Source organism: Pseudarthrobacter sp. C4D7 (assembly GCF_013359725.1).
Classification (GTDB): domain Bacteria; phylum Actinomycetota; class Actinomycetes; order Actinomycetales; family Micrococcaceae; genus Arthrobacter.
Map to the genome: position 1 here is coordinate 19,880 of NZ_JABFMW010000027.1, position 17,773 is coordinate 37,652.

The 17,773-nt window shown below is 67.9% G+C and carries 15 protein-coding genes; 9 read left to right on the forward strand and 6 right to left on the reverse strand.

Translation table 11 applies throughout. The features are described from left to right. Positions 1 to 14 precede the first annotated feature (14 nt). The 8 genes from HNO81_RS16240 (at position 15) to HNO81_RS16275 (ending at position 12,759) form a co-directional block, all read left to right on the forward strand. Entirely contained in the window at positions 15 to 770 is a 756-nt protein-coding gene (locus tag HNO81_RS16240; RefSeq protein WP_175319144.1) for a cytochrome c biogenesis protein CcdA, read from the forward strand. Further along, entirely contained in the window at positions 770 to 2,566 is a 1,797-nt protein-coding gene (locus HNO81_RS16245; RefSeq protein ID WP_175319145.1) for a cytochrome c biogenesis protein ResB, read from the forward strand. Before HNO81_RS16240 ends, HNO81_RS16245 begins: the two co-directional genes overlap by 1 nt. Further along, positions 2,566 to 3,654, forward strand: coding sequence for a c-type cytochrome biogenesis protein CcsB (gene ccsB / locus HNO81_RS16250; RefSeq protein WP_175319146.1), 1,089 nt, complete (start codon positions 2,566 to 2,568; stop codon positions 3,652 to 3,654). Before HNO81_RS16245 ends, ccsB begins: the two co-directional genes overlap by 1 nt. A 140-nt stretch (positions 3,655 to 3,794) precedes the next feature. Further along, complete coding sequence (locus tag HNO81_RS16255) at positions 3,795 to 5,918, forward strand: Hsp70 family protein (protein ID WP_175319170.1); 2,124 nt, start codon at positions 3,795 to 3,797, stop codon at positions 5,916 to 5,918. A gap of 1 nt (position 5,919) precedes the next feature. Further along, complete coding sequence (locus HNO81_RS16260; protein ID WP_175319147.1) at positions 5,920 to 7,995, forward strand: LuxR C-terminal-related transcriptional regulator; 2,076 nt, start codon at positions 5,920 to 5,922, stop codon at positions 7,993 to 7,995. Positions 7,996 to 8,160: 165 nt separating this feature from the next. Next, positions 8,161 to 9,252, forward strand: coding sequence for an IniB N-terminal domain-containing protein (locus tag HNO81_RS16265; protein WP_175319148.1), 1,092 nt, complete (start codon positions 8,161 to 8,163; stop codon positions 9,250 to 9,252). 142 nt (positions 9,253 to 9,394) lie between these two features. Then, a complete protein-coding gene (locus HNO81_RS16270; protein ID WP_175319149.1) occupies positions 9,395 to 11,257 on the forward strand; it encodes a dynamin family protein in 1,863 nt (620 codons plus the stop codon). Further along, positions 11,254 to 12,759: a dynamin family protein gene (locus tag HNO81_RS16275; RefSeq protein WP_175319150.1), complete on the forward strand. Its 1,506-nt coding sequence runs from the start codon at positions 11,254 to 11,256 to the stop codon at positions 12,757 to 12,759. The genes HNO81_RS16270 and HNO81_RS16275 overlap by 4 nt, the downstream gene beginning before the upstream one ends. A gap of 11 nt (positions 12,760 to 12,770) precedes the next feature. On the opposite strand, the gene HNO81_RS16280 is transcribed toward HNO81_RS16275, so the two are convergent. Together HNO81_RS16280 and HNO81_RS16285 are read right to left on the reverse strand one after the other, a co-directional pair. Next, the gene (locus HNO81_RS16280; protein ID WP_254703524.1) at positions 12,771 to 13,340 is read right to left on the reverse strand and encodes a hypothetical protein; all 570 of its coding nucleotides are present in this window, start codon (positions 13,338 to 13,340) and stop codon (positions 12,771 to 12,773) included. A 4-nt stretch (positions 13,341 to 13,344) separates the two neighbouring features. Further along, positions 13,345 to 13,734 (reverse strand): PLD nuclease N-terminal domain-containing protein, encoded by a 390-nt coding sequence (locus tag HNO81_RS16285; RefSeq protein WP_175319151.1) that lies wholly within the window; start codon positions 13,732 to 13,734, stop codon positions 13,345 to 13,347. 61 nt (positions 13,735 to 13,795) lie between these two features. On the opposite strand from HNO81_RS16285, the gene HNO81_RS16290 reads away from it, so the two are divergent. Beyond that, positions 13,796 to 14,107, forward strand: a complete 312-nt coding sequence (locus HNO81_RS16290; RefSeq protein WP_175319152.1) for a DUF4229 domain-containing protein — start codon at positions 13,796 to 13,798, stop codon at positions 14,105 to 14,107. Here the strand turns inward: HNO81_RS16290 and HNO81_RS16295 are convergent. From HNO81_RS16295 to HNO81_RS16310, 4 genes are all read right to left on the reverse strand, one after another. Next, positions 14,104 to 14,985 (reverse strand): 1,4-dihydroxy-2-naphthoate polyprenyltransferase, encoded by an 882-nt coding sequence (locus tag HNO81_RS16295; protein WP_175319153.1) that lies wholly within the window; start codon positions 14,983 to 14,985, stop codon positions 14,104 to 14,106. The genes HNO81_RS16290 and HNO81_RS16295 overlap by 4 nt on opposite strands. Positions 14,986 to 15,060: 75 nt before the next feature. Beyond that, positions 15,061 to 16,284 (reverse strand): AMP-binding protein, encoded by a 1,224-nt coding sequence (locus HNO81_RS16300; protein ID WP_175319154.1) that lies wholly within the window; start codon positions 16,282 to 16,284, stop codon positions 15,061 to 15,063. 12 nt (positions 16,285 to 16,296) lie between these two features. Further along, complete coding sequence (locus tag HNO81_RS16305; protein WP_175319155.1) at positions 16,297 to 17,250, reverse strand: 1,4-dihydroxy-2-naphthoyl-CoA synthase; 954 nt, start codon at positions 17,248 to 17,250, stop codon at positions 16,297 to 16,299. Between the two features lie 22 nt (positions 17,251 to 17,272). Then, a complete protein-coding gene (locus tag HNO81_RS16310) occupies positions 17,273 to 17,713 on the reverse strand; it encodes a VOC family protein (RefSeq protein WP_175319156.1) in 441 nt (146 codons plus the stop codon). Between the last annotated feature and the right edge of the window lie 60 nt (positions 17,714 to 17,773).

A 17,773-nucleotide genomic window follows, 5' to 3' on the forward strand; every position in this document is an offset into this window, starting at 1 on the left:
GACGGGCCGGGACCGTGAACAGCCCCTTCGCCGAAGCCATCCTCAGCGGCTCACTCCTGCTGGCCATTCCGGTTGCCCTGCTGGCAGGACTGGTGTCCTTCCTGTCGCCCTGCGTCCTTCCCCTGGTCCCCGGGTACCTGGGCTACGTGACCGGCCTGAGCGGCGTGGACCTGCAAAAGCAGAAGCGCGGCCGGATGCTTGCCGGCATCGGACTGTTCGTCCTGGGTTTCTCCGTGATCTTCGTCCTGCTGGGCGGCGCATTCGGGCAGCTGGGCAGCCTGATTACGGGCAGCCAGAATGCCTGGATCACCCAGCTCCTGGGAATCCTGGTCATCGTCATGGGCATCGTCTTCATGGGCGGCTTCAGCTGGCTCCAGCGCGACGCGAAGATCCACGCCAAGCCCCCGGCCGGGCTGTGGGGAGCGCCCCTGCTGGGGCTGACGTTTGGCCTGGGCTGGGCCCCGTGCATCGGTCCCACCTACTCGGCCGTGCAGCTGCTGAGCCTTTCCGGCGGATCTTCCGCCGCCAAGGGCGCCTTCCTTGCTTTCGTGTACAGCCTGGGCCTGGGCATCCCGTTCCTGCTGATCGCGCTGGCCCTGCGCCGGGGGATGGGCGTCATGGCCTTCTTCCGCAAACACCGCGTGGCCATCCAGCGCACCGGCGGCGGGATCCTGGTGGTCCTCGGGATCCTGATGGCTACGGGCGTGTGGGGCGCCTGGGTTACCGGGCTGCAGTACTGGTTCCAAACCGACGTGAAGTTGCCGATCTGATGAGCGAGCGTGTGAACGTAAAGAAGAAGCAATCCGCCCCTGTCAAAGAGGCGAAGGCCCAGGCTGCCCTTCCGGCCCTGGGACCCAAGGGCATGCTGCGGTGGGCCTGGACGCAGCTGACCAGCATGCGTACCGCGCTGTTCCTGCTGCTGCTCCTCGCCGTCGCCGCCGTCCCCGGATCGCTGTTCCCGCAGCGGCCCGCCAACCCGGCCGTGGTGACCCAGTACATCAAGGACCACCCGGATTACGGCAAGCTGCTCGATTCCCTGCAGCTCTACGATGTCTACTCCTCCGCATGGTTCTCCGCGATCTACCTCCTGCTCTTCATCTCCCTGATCGGCTGCGTGGTCCCGCGCGCCATCGCCCACTACAAAGCCATGCGCTCCCAGCCGCCGCGCACGCCGCAGCGGCTGTCCCGGCTGCCGGAATACGGCACCCTGGTGATTCCCGCCGATGCCGCCGTCCCGGCGTCGGAGGCTGTCAGCGGTGCGGCCCGCGTGCTGCGGAAGCGCGGCTACCGGGTGGAGGTCAGGGATGCCGACGGCGCCCTCCCGTCCCTGGGTGCCGAACGCGGCTTCATGAAGGAAGTTGGCAACCTGGTCTTCCACACCTCGCTTATCGGGGTGCTGGTGTCCGTGGCCGCCGGCGGCCTCTTCGGGTACAGCGGCCAGCGCATCCTGGTTGAAGGCGACACGTTCGTCAACACCTTGGTGGGCTACGACCAGTTCAACCCGGGCACCAATTTCCAGTCCAGCCAGCTCCAGCCGTACTCGCTCCAGCTGGACAAGTTCAACATCACGTTCGACCGCGAATCCAGGGGCAAGTTCGGCCAGCCCATCGATTTCGCGGCCACCGTGACCACCAAGGAAAACCCGGACGCTCCGCCCAAGCAGGAGATCCTCAAGGTCAACGACCCCGTCACCCTGGGCGGCACCAGCATCTACCTCACCGGCAACGGCTACGCGCCGGTGGTGACCATCCGGGACGGGGCAGGCAACGTGGCCATGCAGGGCCCGGTGGTGGCAAAGCTGCAGGGCGACAATTACTACTCCTCCGTGGTGATCAAGGTGCCTGACGCCCAGCCGGACCAGCTGGGATTCGTGGGCTTCTTCCTCCCCACCGCGTTCGTCTCGGACAAGAACGTTTCCTTTAGCGCGGACCCCGAGCTCTTCAACCCGCAGCTGACCCTGAACTCGTACTACGGCGACCTGGGCCTGAACAAGGGTGCCCCCCAGAACGTTTTTGAACTGGACGTCAAGAACCTGACACCGCTCAACGCCCGGAACCTGGCCGCCGGCGGCATCACGCTTGCGCCCGGCTCCACCTACACACTGCCTGACGGCAAGGGCAGCATCAGCTTCGACGGCGTGAAGCGGTACATCGGCGTGGACATCCACCACAACCCCGGACAGCTCTATGCCCTGGTCTTCGCGCTGCTGGCCGTGGCGGGGCTGATCCTCTCGCTCTACGTCAACCGCCGGCGCGTCTGGGTCCGGACCGGCACCGCGGATGACGGCCGCACCATGGTGGAGTACGGCCTCCTGGCACGCGGCGAGGACCACCGCCTGGCCGGCGAGGCAGCCGCGCTGCGCAAACTCTTCGCCACAGAATGGCAGCTGCCCGAGGAAGGTGCCCCCGGGGACACTTCCGAAAATGCTGCCCCGTCCCAGCAAACTCCCAGGCGGACGAGCGATAATGTCGCAGGCTCCGCCGGTAAAGCCGAGGGCCCCGCCGCCAACGCAGAAGGCTCCATCACCACCCCAGCAGGCCCCACCGGGCCCGAAAAGGACCAGTAATGCCATTTGGAATCAACGAAACCATGGGCCAGTACAGCGAACTCTTCATGCTGCTGGCGGCGGGTACCTACACAGTTGCCTTCATTGCCTTCGCCTGGGACCTGGCCAAGAGCAGCAAAGCCCTGCGCGCAGTAGACCTCAAGGCCGCCCAGGCCGGGGCAGCCACCAAGGTTCCCGTGGCCGCCGGCGTTGGCGCGGGCTCTGCCGGGGCCCGCCTGGACGGGCCGGCGGACCGTGCCGAGCGCCCGTCGTCGTCCGCTGCCAGGACCACCGGCTCAGGTGCGGGCGGGGTGGTAACGGCCGACGGCGACATGAAGTACGCCACGGAACGCCGGGTTCCCGCGCGGGTCGCCGTGGCCCTGACAACCCTCGCCGTCCTCATCCACGGCGCCGGCGTTGTCACCCGGGCCCTGGGCGCCGGCCGTGTGCCGTGGGGCAACATGTACGAGTTCCTCACCACCGGCGCATTCCTGGTGGCAGCTGTCTTCCTGCTCTCGCTGATCCGCCGCGACCTGCGCTTCCTGGGCACGTTCGTGGTGGGCCTGGTGATCATCATGCTGGTGGCTGCCTCTGTGGCCTTCTGGACCCCCGTGGGCCACCTGGTCCCGGCCCTGCAGAGCTACTGGCTGGTCATCCACGTTTCCATCGCCGTTCTTTCGTCCGCCCTGTTCACCCTGACGTTCGCCATGTCCGCCCTGCAGCTGGTGCAGTCGCACCGGCAGAAGACCGTTGCCGCAGGCGGGGCAGACAAGCTCGGATTCATGCGCCTGGTGCCCTCCGCCCTGAGCCTGGAGAACCTTTCCTACCGCATCAACGCCATCGCCTTCATCGGCTGGACCTTCACCCTTATGTTCGGCGCAATCTGGGCCGAAAAGGCCTGGGGCCGGTTCTGGGGCTGGGACACCAAAGAGGTCTGGACGTTCGTGATCTGGGTTGTCTACGCAGGCTACTTGCACGCCCGCGCCACCCGTGGCTGGACCGGCACCCGCGCCGCATGGCTGTCGATCGTCGGCTACCTCTGCGTGATCTTCAACTTCACCATCGTCAACCAGTTCTTCAACGGACTCCACTCCTACTCCGGCCTCTAAGGCAGGTGCGGGGCAACTCGTGCGCTAAATAACCATTCGATGTAGCAACAGGGGTGTCCCCGGGTCCTTCGGAAATGCTACGTTGGTGACGTTCACTGTGATGAAGCTTGCATGTGGACCGCCAGCCTTCCGAGGTAACCATGAGCTACGCTCTCGCCGTAGACGTCGGGACGAGTTTCACGGCAGCCGCCGTTGTTCGTTTCCACCAGGGTCCTTCCGCTGTGCCCGAGTGCCTGCCCCTGGGCACGCGGGGGGCGTCGGTTCCGTCCGTGGTGTACTTCCCGGAGGAAGGTCCCGTCCTGGTAGGCGAGGTTGCCGAACGCCGCGGCCTGGACTCGCCCGAACGCGTGGTGCGGGAATTCAAGCGCCGCATCGGTGACGACGTTCCCATCGTCCTGGGCACCCTGGCGCTGCAGCCCGAGGATGTCTTCGCCACCATGGCCCGCTGGGTGGCTGACCGGGCTGCCGAACGGGAGGGGGCCCCGCCGTCGGCCGTCTTCCTCACCCACCCCGCAGCCTGGGGACCGCACCGCCTGTCCGTGATCCGCGCTGCCCTTGCCGCCCATGGACTGGAGAACGTCACCCTCCTCCCCGAACCTGAAGCCGCGGCGTTGCACTACGCGTCGCAGGTCCGGGTGGAAGAAGGCAGCACCATCGCCGTTTACGACCTTGGGGGCGGCACCTTCGACACCGCCGTCCTGCGGAAAACCGGCAGCAACCGCTTCGATCTGCTGGGCCGCCCGGAAGGCATCGAGGACCTGGGCGGAGCCGACTTCGACGCCGCGGTGTTCAACCATGTTGCCGCGCACGCCGGCAACGCCCTGGCGGACCTTGACCCCGCAGATCCTGCCGCCCTCGGCGCCCTAGCCCGCCTCCGGCGCGAATGCATTGAGGCCAAGGAAGCGCTGTCCGCGGACAGCGAGGCAAGCATCCCGGTGCTCCTTCCGGGCGTCCAGCAGCAGGTCCGACTGGTCCGTTCCGAGTTCGAGGCACTTATTGAAGAGCCCGTGCGGGAAACCGTCGAGGCGCTGGAGCGCTCCCTGGCCCAGCTCCACCTGCAGCCGGCAGACCTTTCCGCGGTCCTGTTGATCGGCGGCTCCTCCCGGATCCCCCTGGTGGCCCAGGTGGTCTCCGAGGAGCTGGACCGCCCCCTTGCCGTGGACGCGGACCCCAAGTCCTCCATCTGCCTGGGTGCGGCCGTGGCTGCGCTCCTGGCGCGCGCTGCTGCCCTGGCGGAGGGGGAACAGACGGAGTCGGAACCTGAAACGGCCGCCGCGGAGGCGGCTCCCGTCGTCGTGCCCGCTGCGGTCCCTCCCGCCCCCACTGGGCCAGCCCTGCCCAGCTGGTCCCGGAAATACGCGACGCCGGCCGGAGACGGAACCGGACAGGATGCCATCCGCGGTGCACGGCGCGGGGCAGGGGGCGCCCACGCTCCGAAACCCACGGTCCGCGTTACGGCCGTGGCCGCAGCCGCAGTGCTGCTGACGGTCCTGACCGCTACGGCCGCGCAAAGTCCCGACGGATTCGGGAGCCTGACGGCGATGTTCGTTCCGCAGGCCGGAGCAAGCACCGAGGGCGGTTCCGCCGGCGCCGGCGCCACCACAGCGCCCGGGGCCGGGGGAGCGGCAGCAACCGGCGGTCCGCAGCCGCTCGCAGGCGTCGAGGCCAGCGCCAGGAAGCCGATAACCCAGGAGGCCGGCATCGAGGCATCCGCCTCACCCACGGGAAGCAGTGAGGACACAACCGGCGGACCTGCGGCAGCCGGCGGAGCACCGGCGGCCAGCACGCCGCCAGGAACCGGCGGGGGCACGGTGGGGACCGGGGTCATTCCGGATTCAACCACCGTTGGCCCCGCTGCGCCGCCCAGTACCGCGCAACCGGTCCCGGCGGACCCCCTCGCCACGGACCCTGCACCCACGGTCACTGATTCCCCGGGCACCACCGCGCCGGTGAAGACTGCCCCGCCAACGACGACGGCGCCCGGCACCTCTTCGCCCGGGACAACGGACCAGCCCACTCTTGGTTCCGGCACCGTGCCCCCGACCGACCCGACGACGTCTTCCCCCACCACAGAGACTGCGACCCCCACCGCAGCGCCCACGACCCTGATGGCTCCTGCCACCTCGGGGGATCCTTCCGTGACCCCCACGGCTGACTTAACGCCCACCCCGGCCGTTGCACCGCTACCCACCCTGGAGGAGTCAACCGCAACTTCGCCGGGAACCGCCGATGCAACGGCCTCGACCACCTCCCCGGGGGCCTGACATGGACGCACATCTTCAGCGGGCGGAACGGCCTGTCCCCTTGCATACCGCACCCGACCACCAGGGGCATCCGCCACACGGCGCGGAGCTGATGGCCAAGCAGTTGAAGGGTGCAAACGCTGCGGTCCGGGAGCTGCTGCTGGCGCTTTCGGTGGGTTTCGCCCTGCCCGGACCACTTCCCGCCGATTTCCAGAACAAGTTCATGAGTGGGACGGTGGAGGACCTTGATTCCCTAGTGGACCGGGCGGAGGCCGCCGGGCTGCTGAGGCCGGACGGCACGGTGGTGGGAACGGCCCAACACGCGCTCCTCACGGCTACCCCCACAGCCAAGGTGCATGCGCTCCAGCGTGAGCTTGTCACCGTCTTCACGTCCGCAGGGCAGCCGCTGGGGAACCTCGCCCGCGAACTGGCCAGGGGCGGGCTCGCCGATCCGCGGGTGGCCGCTGAGCTGGAACAGGCAGCGGATACCGCGCTGGAAAATGACCCCCGGTTGGCGTCCCAACTCTACGAGGAAGCCCTCCTGGCCGGCGCGGATCCGCTGGCCACGGCAGCCAGGCGCGCCCAGGCCGCTGCCGGTGACGGCGAACTTGATGCCGCGGCCCGCATCATCGATGCGCTCCTGGTCAGCCCGGATCCGCCGGATGTGCGCCGCGGAGCTGATGTGGCCGCGTCCGTCTGGGCGCAGCGGGGAATGCTCGCCCGGGGAGCCCACGTCTACAGCTGGCTTGGCCCGGGCCGGGTCGGCCCCTCAGCGCCGCTTGCTGCGGTGGCCATGATCGGTGCCGGTGACCGGGCGGCAGCGGAGGCCTTCTTCCAGCACGATGCCCCGGCCGCCTCGCCTACGCTGCTTGCTGCGGCCATGGTGCAGACGGGCCAAGGCATCCTGGCCTCCCTCGGGGACAAGCCGCAGCAGGGCCTCTCCATCCTGATCCATGCCTCGGACATGCTGAACTCCGCGGGCACGGCGCTCCCTCTGCCGGAAACCCCGGCTGCCCTGGCAGCCCTCCTTGCCCTGCACAGCGGTGAGCCGCACCTGGCGGAAACGGTGTGCATGGCCGCAGTTGCAGCAGGACAGGGTGGCAATGCAGCCCAGCCGCGGCTCCTCCTGCTCCAGGCCTGGTCTGCCATGATGCAGGACAAGCTCGAGGACGCGCGCATGGCAGCGACGGAGGCGGCCAAAGCCAACCACTGGCCCCTGGTCCCGCGTGACGAATTCATGTGCGCGGCCCTTGAGGTTGGCCTTGCCCGCCGGAACGGCGACGTGCCGGAGCTGCTCAGGGCATGGGAACGGGCGCGCGAGGCAATGCTCCATACCTCGGTGGACCTTTACAACCTGCTGCCCTGGGGTGAACTGCTGATCGCCGCCGCCAGGCTCCGGGAAACCCGCCGTGTTGCGCAGTACCTCGAGGACGCCTGGAAGCTGCTGGGGCGCCTGGGCGGCCCGGCCCTGTGGGCTGTTCCCCTGCACTGGTCCGCCGTGCAGGCTGCGCTGTTAAACGAAAGCCCCACGGATCTTGCTCCGCACGCAACGGCACTGGCGCGGGCTTCTGCCCACAGCCAGCTGGCCGCCGTGCTTGCCACAGCGGGGAAAGCCTGGGTCTCGGTGCTGGCCGGCCGGTTCCGGACCGGCGACGTGGAAGCCGCCGCCCGGCTCCTGGGAGCGGTGGGCATGCCCTGGGAAGGTGCACGCCTGGCCGGGCATGCTGCCGCGCGCGCCGATGAGCGCCGGGACATGATGCGGCTGCTCTCCTGTGCGCGGGACCTCCATCCGCAAGGCAGTCCCGGCGCCGGAGCAGCGGAGGTACAGGCAGGCGGGAGCGCCGATGCCGGCAAGGGCGGCCAGCCGGACGCTTCGGGGCTGAGTGAGCGCGAAAAGGAAGTCGCCAGGCTGGTGCTGGAGGGAAAGACCTACCGGGAGATCGGCGAGGCCATCTACATCTCACCCAGGACCGCTGAGCACCACATTGCCAGGATCCGGCGGCGGCTGGGAGCGGAAAACCGGTCCGACCTGCTGGCCCGTTTGCGACTGGCCCTCGGCGTGGAACATTCCCAACAGTTGAACCCGCAGCAGGAATAACCCCTAATCCCCCTAGGCACAGGGGTGTGGGTGCCCCGGAGCGGCCGTCGTGGGTAGGGGGAATGCGCCCGATGCCCTGTCCCCGGCAGCGTATTTAGGTTTGAAGCAACCGGGAAACGTACACCGGATGATCCACCACTCAAAGAAGATGTGAGGACCACGCATATGCCAACACTCGCAAACGACCTTGTTCAGTTCCTCATGCAACTATTCGGGAACCGGGAGGCCGTCCAGGAGTTCCTGGCGGACCCGGAAAGGGTGTTGCAGGAACACGGCCTGGCCAACGTGTGCGCGGCCGACGTTGACGCTGCCATGCCGGTTGTCCTCGATTACGCTCCCATCACCGTGAATGCCACGTCTTTCGCCCGGGAACATGCCACCGGCGGCAACAGCGTCTGGGCCGGGCAAACGGGCGCGTTGGGCGGCCACGGCGGAGGCATCCCTGCAGGCGGCGCGGCTGCGGGGCAGGGGGGCACAAACTACGACCAGGATGACCACGCCCACGCGGTGCAACAACTCCACCACGTGGTGAACCACTTCTCCTACACCACCAACACCACCGTTCTGGATGACCGGGACACCATTACGGACCAGTCCGTCAACCAGAACATCTGGGCGCACGGGGACGTGGAGCAGTGGTTCGACAACCATGCCGTGGTGGCCTCCGGCGACAGGGCCGTAGCTGCCGGCGATGACGCCACGGTGCGGGACTCCAACAACATCACGGACTCCTACAACGCGGACCACTCGGCGGATAACTCCACGGACAACTCCATCCATGCCGGCGGCGACGTCGGTATCGGCAACGAGGAGACGGACATCTCCGACTCCTTCAATACCGACCTCAGCCTGGACGTGGACGATTCGTTCAACGACAACTCCGACAATTCCAGCTACCAGGACTACTCGGACCACTCCACCAGCACCGATGTGGACCTCGATGTCCGGGATTCGTTCAACGACAACTCGGACGACTCCACCCACAACTCCGTGGCCGTGGAGGATTCCTTCAACCAGGACAACTCCAGCGTGGTGGAGGATTCCTTCAACCAGGACAACTTCAGCACCACCGACGTGGACGTTCACGTCGAGGACTCCTTCCAGGACAACTCGGCCACGAGCATCGTCGAGGACAACCTGGTGGTGGCGGACAACCAGCTTGACTTCATGGAGGACAACTCCACACACACCGACGTGGACCTCGAGAACCACACCACCATCGACGATTCGGTGGTTGACGACTCCACCGTGCTGTAACACGCTATTCCCGGGAGACGAACCGCCCGGCAGGAGGCATCCACCTCCTGCCGGGCTCTTCCGGTACGGGAACAGAACCAATGAGGCACTGAGCAGGGGGCACGCTGTGGTGGACGCAGGACCGGCAAGGCCGGCGGGGCCCGTGACGTCCGGGCAGCTGGTGAAGCTCGTGGAGCAGGGTTTGCAGCTGGTGGGCGACGGGGACCGGGCTGACCTGCGCAGGAGGCTGGACCATGCCTTCGGCCGGCTCCAGGACCCCAGCATCAGGGTCATTGTGGTGGGGGAGTTCAAGCAGGGAAAGAGCAAGCTGATCAATGCCCTGGTGAACGCCCCGGTATGCCCGGTGGATGACGATATCGCCACTTCGCTGCCCACGATCGTGCGCTACGGCGAACCGGCCTCGGCCAGCGTCCTGGTTCCCAGGGCCGACAACCCAGCGGCCGGTGGCGACGGCGCGGACGCCGGCATCGAGCGCCGGCCCATCGAACTCTCCGACCTTCCGGCGATGGTTTCCGAGCAGGGAAACCCGGGTAACAGCCGGAAGCTGGCGGCCGCCGAGGTATGCCTGCCCCGGCGCGTCCTCACGGGCGGGCTCACCATTATCGATTCACCGGGGGTGGGCGGCATGGGCTCCGCCCACACCCTGACCACCCTCACCGCCCTTCCCACCGCGGACGCCATGCTGCTGGTCTCCGATGCCTCGCAGGAATACACGGAACCGGAACTTCGGTTCCTGCGCCAGGCCATGCGGATCACCCCCAGCGTTGCCGCCGTCCTCTCCAAAACGGACCTCTATCCTGACTGGCGGCGGGTTGAAGAGCTGGACCGGGGCCACCTGGACCAGGTGGCCCCGGACATCCCGCTCTACCCGCTGTCCGCGGACCTCCGCCTTGAGGCATCACGGCTCCAGGACGCGGAGCTCAACGAAGAATCGGGTTTTCCTGCCCTGGTGGCGCACCTCCGCACCAACATCGTGGGCAAGGCGCAGCGCATCCAGCGGCGTTCCGTCAGCCAGGACCTGCTGTCCGTCACCGAGAACCTGCGCCTGTCCCTCCAGTCCGAGCTGGGCGCGCTGGAGAACCCGGACGGCACCCCGCAGATGCTCGCCGCGCTGGAACAGGCCAAGGCGGAGGCGGACGAGCTGCGGAAGCGGTCCGCCCGCTGGCAACTGACGCTCAGCGACGGCATCAACGATCTCATCGCGGACATGGAATATGACCTCCGCGACCGCCTGCGCCGGATCCAGCGGGAAGCCGAGAACGCCATCGACCAGGGCGATCCCGGGCCGGTGTGGACGCAATTTTCCACCTGGCTGGAAGAATGCGTTGCCGCGGCAGTTTCGGACACTTTCGTCTGGACCAGCGAGCGGTCGCAATGGCTGGCAGCACAGGTGGCCGAGCACTTTGCGGAGGATGAGGTGTCGCTGCCCGTCCTGCACGTCTCGGACTCAGGTGACGCCCTGGACCCGGTGGACCAAATGCCGGAGCTGGACCGGGGCCGAATCAACCCCATCCAGAAAGTCCTGATCGGGATGCGTGGATCCTACGGCGGCGTGCTGATGTTCGGCCTCCTGACAGGCATTTTCGGGATGGCCCTGATTAATCCCCTGTCCGTAGGTGCCGGCCTGCTGCTGGGCCGGAAGGCCTACCGGGAAGACAAGGAGACGCGGCTGAAGCGGCGCCAGGGCGAGGCGAAGACGCTGGTCAGGCGCCAGCTGGATGACGTCACCTTCCAGGTGGGAAAGCAGCTGAAGGACAGGTTGCGCCTGGTCCAGCGGACCATCCGGGACCACTTCACCGAAATCGCCGACGAATACCACCGGTCGCTGTCGGATTCGGTGGCAGCGGCCCAGAAAGCTGCCAACACGTATGCGCAGGAAAAGGATGGGCGCATGCGGGACATCAGGGCTGAACTCAAGAAGGTGGACGCGCTGCACCGTGCCGCCGAGGCAGTGGCCGCCGAGGTTGCCGCGGCCGGTCCCCGCACTGCGGCTGGGGTGGGATGACACCGTCCACCACCGCCGGGGCCGCCGCGCTGATCCGCGAAGCGCTGGACGCCTACGCGGATGACCCGCAGGCAGTCCAGGTGCTGCAGGGCTACGCGCAGCGCCTGGCAGAACCCCTGAGGATCGCCGTCGCCGGCATGGTGAAGGCCGGGAAGTCCACGCTCCTGAACGCCATTATCGGTGAGGAGATAGCCCCCACGGACACCGGCGAATGCACCCGCATCGTCACGTGGTACCGGCATGGGCGCACGCCCCGGATCACCCTGCACCCCACGGACGGCGCCCCCCGGAACCTGCCCCTGAAACGCGTGGACGGGCGCCTCGTCTTCGTCCTGGACGGTGTGCGGGCGGAAGAAGTGGACCGGCTCGAGGTCGAATGGCCGTCCCCGGCCCTGGAGGCCATGACACTCATCGATACCCCCGGCATCGCTTCCCTCTCCCAGGATGTGTCCGCACGCTCCCTGCGGTTTCTGACTCCGGAGGACGCGCCGTCGGAGGCTGATGCCGTGGTCTACCTGATGCGGCACCTGCACGAATCGGATGTCCGGTTCCTGGAGTCCTTCCGCGACACCGGGGCGGGACGCTCGGGCACCGTTAACGCCATCGCGGTGCTCTCCCGGGCCGACGAAGTGGGAGCCGGCCGGATCGACTCCCTGCTGTCCGCAGGAACCATCGCGGAACGGTACAGCCGTGACCCCAACCTCCGGAAACTGGCACTGGCCGTTGTTCCGGTGGCCGGACTCCTGGCCGAAAGCGCCCGCACCCTGCGCCAAACGGACTTTGAGGCCCTCCGGATGCTGGCCACACTGGACCGCACCGCGCGCGAACGCATGCTGCTGTCGGCCGACCGGTTCCGCCGCGCCGTTGTACCGGAAGGGCTGACGGAAGACGCGCGGGCATCCCTGCTGGAGCGTTACGGGCTTTTCGGCGTCCGGCTGGCCATGGTCCTGGTCCGCAACGGGTACGGGGAGCCCACGCCGCTCTCCCACGAACTCGCCAGGCGCAGCGGACTTGATCCACTGTTGGAGCTGCTGGACCGCCAGTTCCAGGCCAGGGCGGGGGCGCTGAAGGCGAGGACCGCGCTGGCAGCGGTGGAGGACCTCCTGGCCAACCGGCCGCGGCCGGGGACGGAACAGGTGGCGGCTTCCCTGGAGCGGTTGCAGGCCGGCGCCCACGAATTCCGTGAGCTGCGGCTGCTGGCGGCGCTGCGGACAACGGGAGTGGACCTGGCCCCGGAGCTGGCGGCGGAAGCTGAACGGCTGATCGGCGGCCAGGGCGCCGCGGCATCCCAGCGGCTGGGTGTGGCCCCCGGGTCCGGGCCCGAGGTGCTGGCGGCCCAGGCCCGCCAGGTGCTGGGGCGGTGGCGCGTTATTGCCGAGAGCCCGCTGACGGCACGCCCTGCCGCTGAAGCCTGCCGGGTGGTGATCCGCAGCTGTGAGGGCATGCTGGCCGACTGCACCGGCACGGCGTCCGGCACGGCCCGGCAGCCGCAAACGGCGTAGTACGGGCAGGCTCAGCCCCGGGGGCGCACGCGCTTCAGCCAGGCCCCCGCAGAGGGCAGGAACAGGAGCACCAGCCCGCCGAAGGCCAGCAGGATTCCGGCGCCCCACAGCATCACCACATAGCTGCCCGCGGCCCCACCGGGGACCAGGAAGGCGGAGGCCAGGACCATGACCGGCAGGTGCGCAGCCAGCACCAGCAGCAGGGTCCAGCGTGCCCATGCCCGGCGACCCATCACGGCGGCCAGGGCGGCGGCTTCAAGCACGGTTACCAGCAGCAGGGCACCGATGCTGCCCCAAAAGACGATGTCCGCCGCGGTTCCCACTGACGCGGCGTCGTTGCCCGTGGCCATGCCCGCCACCACACTGCGAAGCCGCTCCAGGTTGGAATCACGGGCGAGGAAGGACCCCAGCAGGACGGCCAGCCCGGCGGCAAAGCTGCAGAACCACAGCGAGCGGGCGATGCGGACGGTCCGGGGTACCGGGGGAATGACAGGGATGGGAGGCTGCGCGGAGTAGGACAGGCCCGGCCTCGGTGGGGGAGCGGACAGCCGCCGTTCTTCTCCGCCGGGTGGGGACGCCATAGGCCTACTTCAGCCCGTCGGCATCGTGTTCGTCGGTGCCGCGCTGTGGTTTGCCGCCGTCTTCTCCCGCCTTGGACTCCAGCTCCTCACGGAGCTTACGGAGCCGCTCGGCCTCGGCCTGGTTGCGGCGGCGCGCCTCCAGATTGCGGAGGAAATCGGGGTCGTCGTCCGGAGCAGTGGGGTGCGGGTAGCTGGGCCGCGGCTTCGCAGTGCCCCGCGGCCGCCCGATCAGCAGCCACAGGACGGCACCGAGGACGGGGAGGACAATCTGCACAATGATCCAGGCAGGTTTTGAAATACCCCGGGTGAGGCGGCCTTCAGTGCGGATCACGTCCACCAGGCCATACACAAAGATGACGAGGACTGCGACGGCCAAAGCCACACGGAAGAGCATGCCCTTAAGTCTACTGTCAGGACGCGCGGGGACCGCCGGCCGGGACGGCTAAACTTGAATAGTGGCCTTTTTGAAATATTCCCTGATCCGCCTGGCAATCTTCGTTCCCCTGTTTGTCGTGTTTATGCTCCTGCAGGTGGGGGCGTTCATGGCCGTCATCTGCGCCGCGCTCATTGCTTTTGCCGTCAGCTACCTGTTTTTCCAGAAGCAGCGCGACGCCGCGGCAGCAGCCCTTCAGCACCGCTTTTCCGGGAAGGCCAAGCCGATGCGCTCCGCCGGTGAGGTCCAGGACGCCAACGCCGAAGACGCGTTGCTGGATGCCAACCCGGACATCACCATCAACAACGTCAAGGGCAGCGGCAATGAGGGCTAGAACCCGTGGCTGAGGATCAGCCCCAGTGAGAACAGCAGGCTGTAGCCCAGGTTGATCAGGCCAGTCTGCTTCAGCACCGGGATCAGGCTCTTACGCTTGCGGCCGTTGATCATCAGCCAGGCCGGCATCAGGCAGGCCGGAATGAGCAGCAGCACGATCAGGATCCAGGGCCGGCCCGGCGCCAGGATCACCACCAGCAGGATGGCCACGGCGAGCATGAGGACGTAGCTTTCGCGGGCGTGCTTGTCGCCAAGCCGCACGGCCAGGGTCTTCTTGCCGGCCTGCATGTCCGTGGGAATGTCCCGAACGTTGTTTGCCATGAGCAGCGCGGTGGCGATCAACCCGGTGCCGATGGCGCCGATCACCGCGGACAGGCTGATGTGACCTGCCTGGGTGAAGGTGGTGCCCAGGGTGGCCACCAGGCCGAAGAAAACGAACACGAAGAGGTCGCCCAGGCCCATATAGCCATAGGGGTTCTTGCCGCCCGTGTAGCCCCAGGCTGCCATGACGCAACCCAGGCCCACCAGGATCAGCCACCAGGCCTGGGTGAGGACCACCAGGACCAGGCCGAAGACCATGGCCAGTGCGAAGGCGCCGAACGCCGCCCACTTGACGTGCTCAGGCTTTGCGGCGCCGGAGCCCACCAGCCGCAGCGGTCCCACCCGGTCGTCGTCCGTCCCGCGGATGCCGTCCGAGTAGTCGTTGGCAAAGTTCACGCCCACCTGGAGCAGGAGCGCCACCAACGCCGCCAGGATGGCGTTGGGCAGGAGGAACGAGTCCATTTCGTAGGCGGCTGCAGTGCCGATCAGCACCGGCGCGATCGCTGCCGGCAGCGTCCGGAGTCGGGCGCCTTGGATCCATTGGGCGGCTGTTGCCACGGTTAGTACCTCGTGTTGTTTCGGTCAGACGGCTGGACGGAACGGACGCACCCGCCGCGGTGGTGCAGGTCCACTCTACTTTCCCCCGTGGCGGGTACTGAGTTCGGCGGTCATGGCGAGCCGGTCCGGTTTTCCGTTGGGCAGCATCCGCAGGGAGGCTGCGGTGAGGACGGTCTTGGGGGCCAGCGCCCCCAGTTGCCCCTGCCAGTGCCGTTGGAGGACGACGGCGGGGTCCCCGGCTTCCTGCCCCGGGACGCCGTCGGCGGGCGTAGCTGCGGGGGTGGTGCCTTCGGGTGCCAGCGCCACGTAGGCGGCCACGGCCTGGCCCCATTCGGCGGAAGGGACGCCGGCCACGAATGCTGCCGCAACGGCGTCGGACTTCTCCAACTGCTCCTGCACATGGCCTGCCGAGACTTTGACGCCGCCGGTGATGATGACGTCGTCCGCCCGGCCCAGCACGGTGAGCCGGCCGTCGTCGTCAATCGAGCCGAGGTCGCTGGTGCGGTACCAGCGCACGCCGTCCTCCTCGAAGAACGTCCCGGTCTCTTCATCCGGTGCTTCGATGTATCCGGCGGCGACGGTATCGCCGCCCAGCAGGATGCGGCCGTCTTCAGCCACCCGCATGGAGACGCCTTCCAAGGGGTACCCGTCGTACACGCACCCGCCTGATGTTTCCGCGGAGCCAAAGGTGGTGACCACCCGGACCCCGGCGTCGCGGGCAGCGTCCAGCAGGGCCGGGGACGCAGGGGCGCCGCCCAGCAGGACCGCGTTGAAGCGGCGGAGCACAGCGAGCGTCTCCGGCGAAGGATCGTCCAGGAGCCGCTGGAGCTGGGTGGGGACCAGGGATGTGAAACGGATCTTGTCGGTCAGTTCCAGCGCGGCCGCGGTGAAGGCCTCCGGGGTGAAGCCGCCGGACATGTCCATGACCCAGGGCCGGGTGCCGGCGAAGAGGGACCGCACCAGCACCTGGATGCCGGCAACGAACTGGACGGGCAGGGCCAGAAGCCACTGGCCCTCGCCCTTGAGCCGCAGTGCCGTGGCCATCGAGGACGCCGCCAGGCACTCCACGGTCAGCAGGGTGGCCTTGGGGGTGCCGGTGGAGCCGGAGGTGCGGACCACGGCCACGGCGTCGTCGCAGCCGGGGGTCTCCACGTGGCCCACCACCAGTCCGCCGTCCGGTCCAACGGACAGTTCGACGGCGGGGCCCTCGCCATGGAGGGCGGCCGCGAGGGCCTTCAGGGCCGGTTCGATGTTGAGCGGGCCGCCATGGGCGGCGTTGGGTGAGGATTCGCTGTTCATTGCCGTCCTGCCTTAGAAGTAGTGCGGGAAGCGTGACCAGTCGGGGTCGCGTTTTTGCAGGAAGGCTTCCTTGCCCTCCACGGCTTCGTCCGTCATGTACGCCAGCCGCGTGGCTTCGCCGGCGAACACCTGCTGGCCGGCCAGGCCGTCGTCGGCCAGGTTGAACGCAAACTTCAGCATGCGGATGGCCTGCGGGGACTGCCGGGCGATATCCGCGGCGTACTCCAGTGCCACCTCCTCCAGCCGTTCGTGGTCCACGGCCTCGTTGACCGCACCCATGCGAACCATGTCTTCTGCGGAATATTCGCGGGCCAGGAAGAAGATTTCGCGGGCGGTCTTTTGGCCCACCTGCCGGGCCAGGAGCGCCGAACCGTAGCCGGCGTCGAAGCTCCCCACCGTGGCGTCCGTCTGCTTGAATCTGCCGTGCTGCCGGGACGCGATGGTGAGGTCGGCAACCACGTGCAGCGAATGTCCGCCGCCGGCTGCCCAGCCGTTGACGACGGCGATGACCACCTTGGGCATGGTGCGCATGAGCCGCTGGACTTCCAGGATGTGCAGCCGGCCGGCGCGGGCGGGGTCGATGGTTTCCTGGGTCTCGCCGTCGGCGTACCGGTAGCCGTCCCGCCCCCGGATTCGCTGGTCGCCGCCGGAGCAGAAGGAGTGGCCGCCGTCCTTGGGGGAGGGGCCGTTGCCGGTCAGCAGGACCGTGGCGACGTCCGGTGTCATCCGGGCGTGGTCCATGGCGCGGTAGAGCTCGTCCACGGTGCCGGGGCGGAACGCGTTGCGCACCTCGGGACGGTTGAAGGCGATGCGCACCGTAGGCAGGTCACGCACCCAATCACCCGCGGAATCACGCTCCACCTGGCGGTGGTAGGTCATGTCCTGGAAGTCCTCGAAGCCGGAGACCACCCGCCAGCGAGTGGGATCGAAGACATCGGACACCGGGGCGGGGATCTGGTTGCTCACCGTCCAAGTCTAGTAATCGGCTTCAGCTGATGCAGAACTCGTTGCCTTCGGGGTCCGCCATGGTGTGCCAGGAATGCGGGCCCTGGCGCGCAGACCAGAGGAAGGTGGCGCCGCGGGCCTCGAGTTCGCGCCGCACCTCGTCCTTGTCCCGGCCGTCCAGCCTGACATCCCAGTGCACCCGGTTCTTCACCGTTTTACCCTCGGGTGCGGTCTGGAACAGGATGCGCCGCTGCGGGGCCCTGGCGTCGATTTCCTCCGGCGGCCGGATGGCGGCACCGTCCTTCCACACCAGGCTGCCGCGGTGGTTGGTGGTTTGGTCTTCGGTGGCGAAGCCCTGGTCGATCATGGACCGGATGAAGCCTGCGTCCTGCGGTTCCACCGCCCATTGCAGCGTTTCGGCCCACCAATCGGCAAGCTCATGGGGGCTGGCGGAGTCAACCACGATCTGGATATTCAGTCCCATCCATCCACGGTAAAGCCGGCCGGAGCGTTGCGGAAGGGCCCGCGTGGATGCCGGCGCTGC

Coding starts and splice junctions, on each gene's coding strand:
- HNO81_RS16265 (WP_175319148.1), top strand. CDS start 8,161: ATGCCAACACTCGCAAACGACCTTGTTCAGTTCCTCATGCAACTATTC.
- ccsB (WP_175319146.1), top strand. CDS start 2,566: ATGCCATTTGGAATCAACGAAACCATGGGCCAGTACAGCGAACTCTTC.
- HNO81_RS16260 (WP_175319147.1), top strand. CDS start 5,920: ATGGACGCACATCTTCAGCGGGCGGAACGGCCTGTCCCCTTGCATACC.
- HNO81_RS16300 (WP_175319154.1), bottom strand. CDS start 16,284: ATGAACAGCGAATCCTCACCCAACGCCGCCCATGGCGGCCCGCTCAAC.
- HNO81_RS16310 (WP_175319156.1), bottom strand. CDS start 17,713: ATGGGACTGAATATCCAGATCGTGGTTGACTCCGCCAGCCCCCATGAG.
- HNO81_RS16275 (WP_175319150.1), top strand. CDS start 11,254: ATGACACCGTCCACCACCGCCGGGGCCGCCGCGCTGATCCGCGAAGCG.
- HNO81_RS16280 (WP_254703524.1), bottom strand. CDS start 13,340: ATGGCGTCCCCACCCGGCGGAGAAGAACGGCGGCTGTCCGCTCCCCCA.
- HNO81_RS16245 (WP_175319145.1), top strand. CDS start 770: ATGAGCGAGCGTGTGAACGTAAAGAAGAAGCAATCCGCCCCTGTCAAA.
- HNO81_RS16285 (WP_175319151.1), bottom strand. CDS start 13,734: ATGCTCTTCCGTGTGGCTTTGGCCGTCGCAGTCCTCGTCATCTTTGTG.
- HNO81_RS16255 (WP_175319170.1), top strand. CDS start 3,795: ATGAGCTACGCTCTCGCCGTAGACGTCGGGACGAGTTTCACGGCAGCC.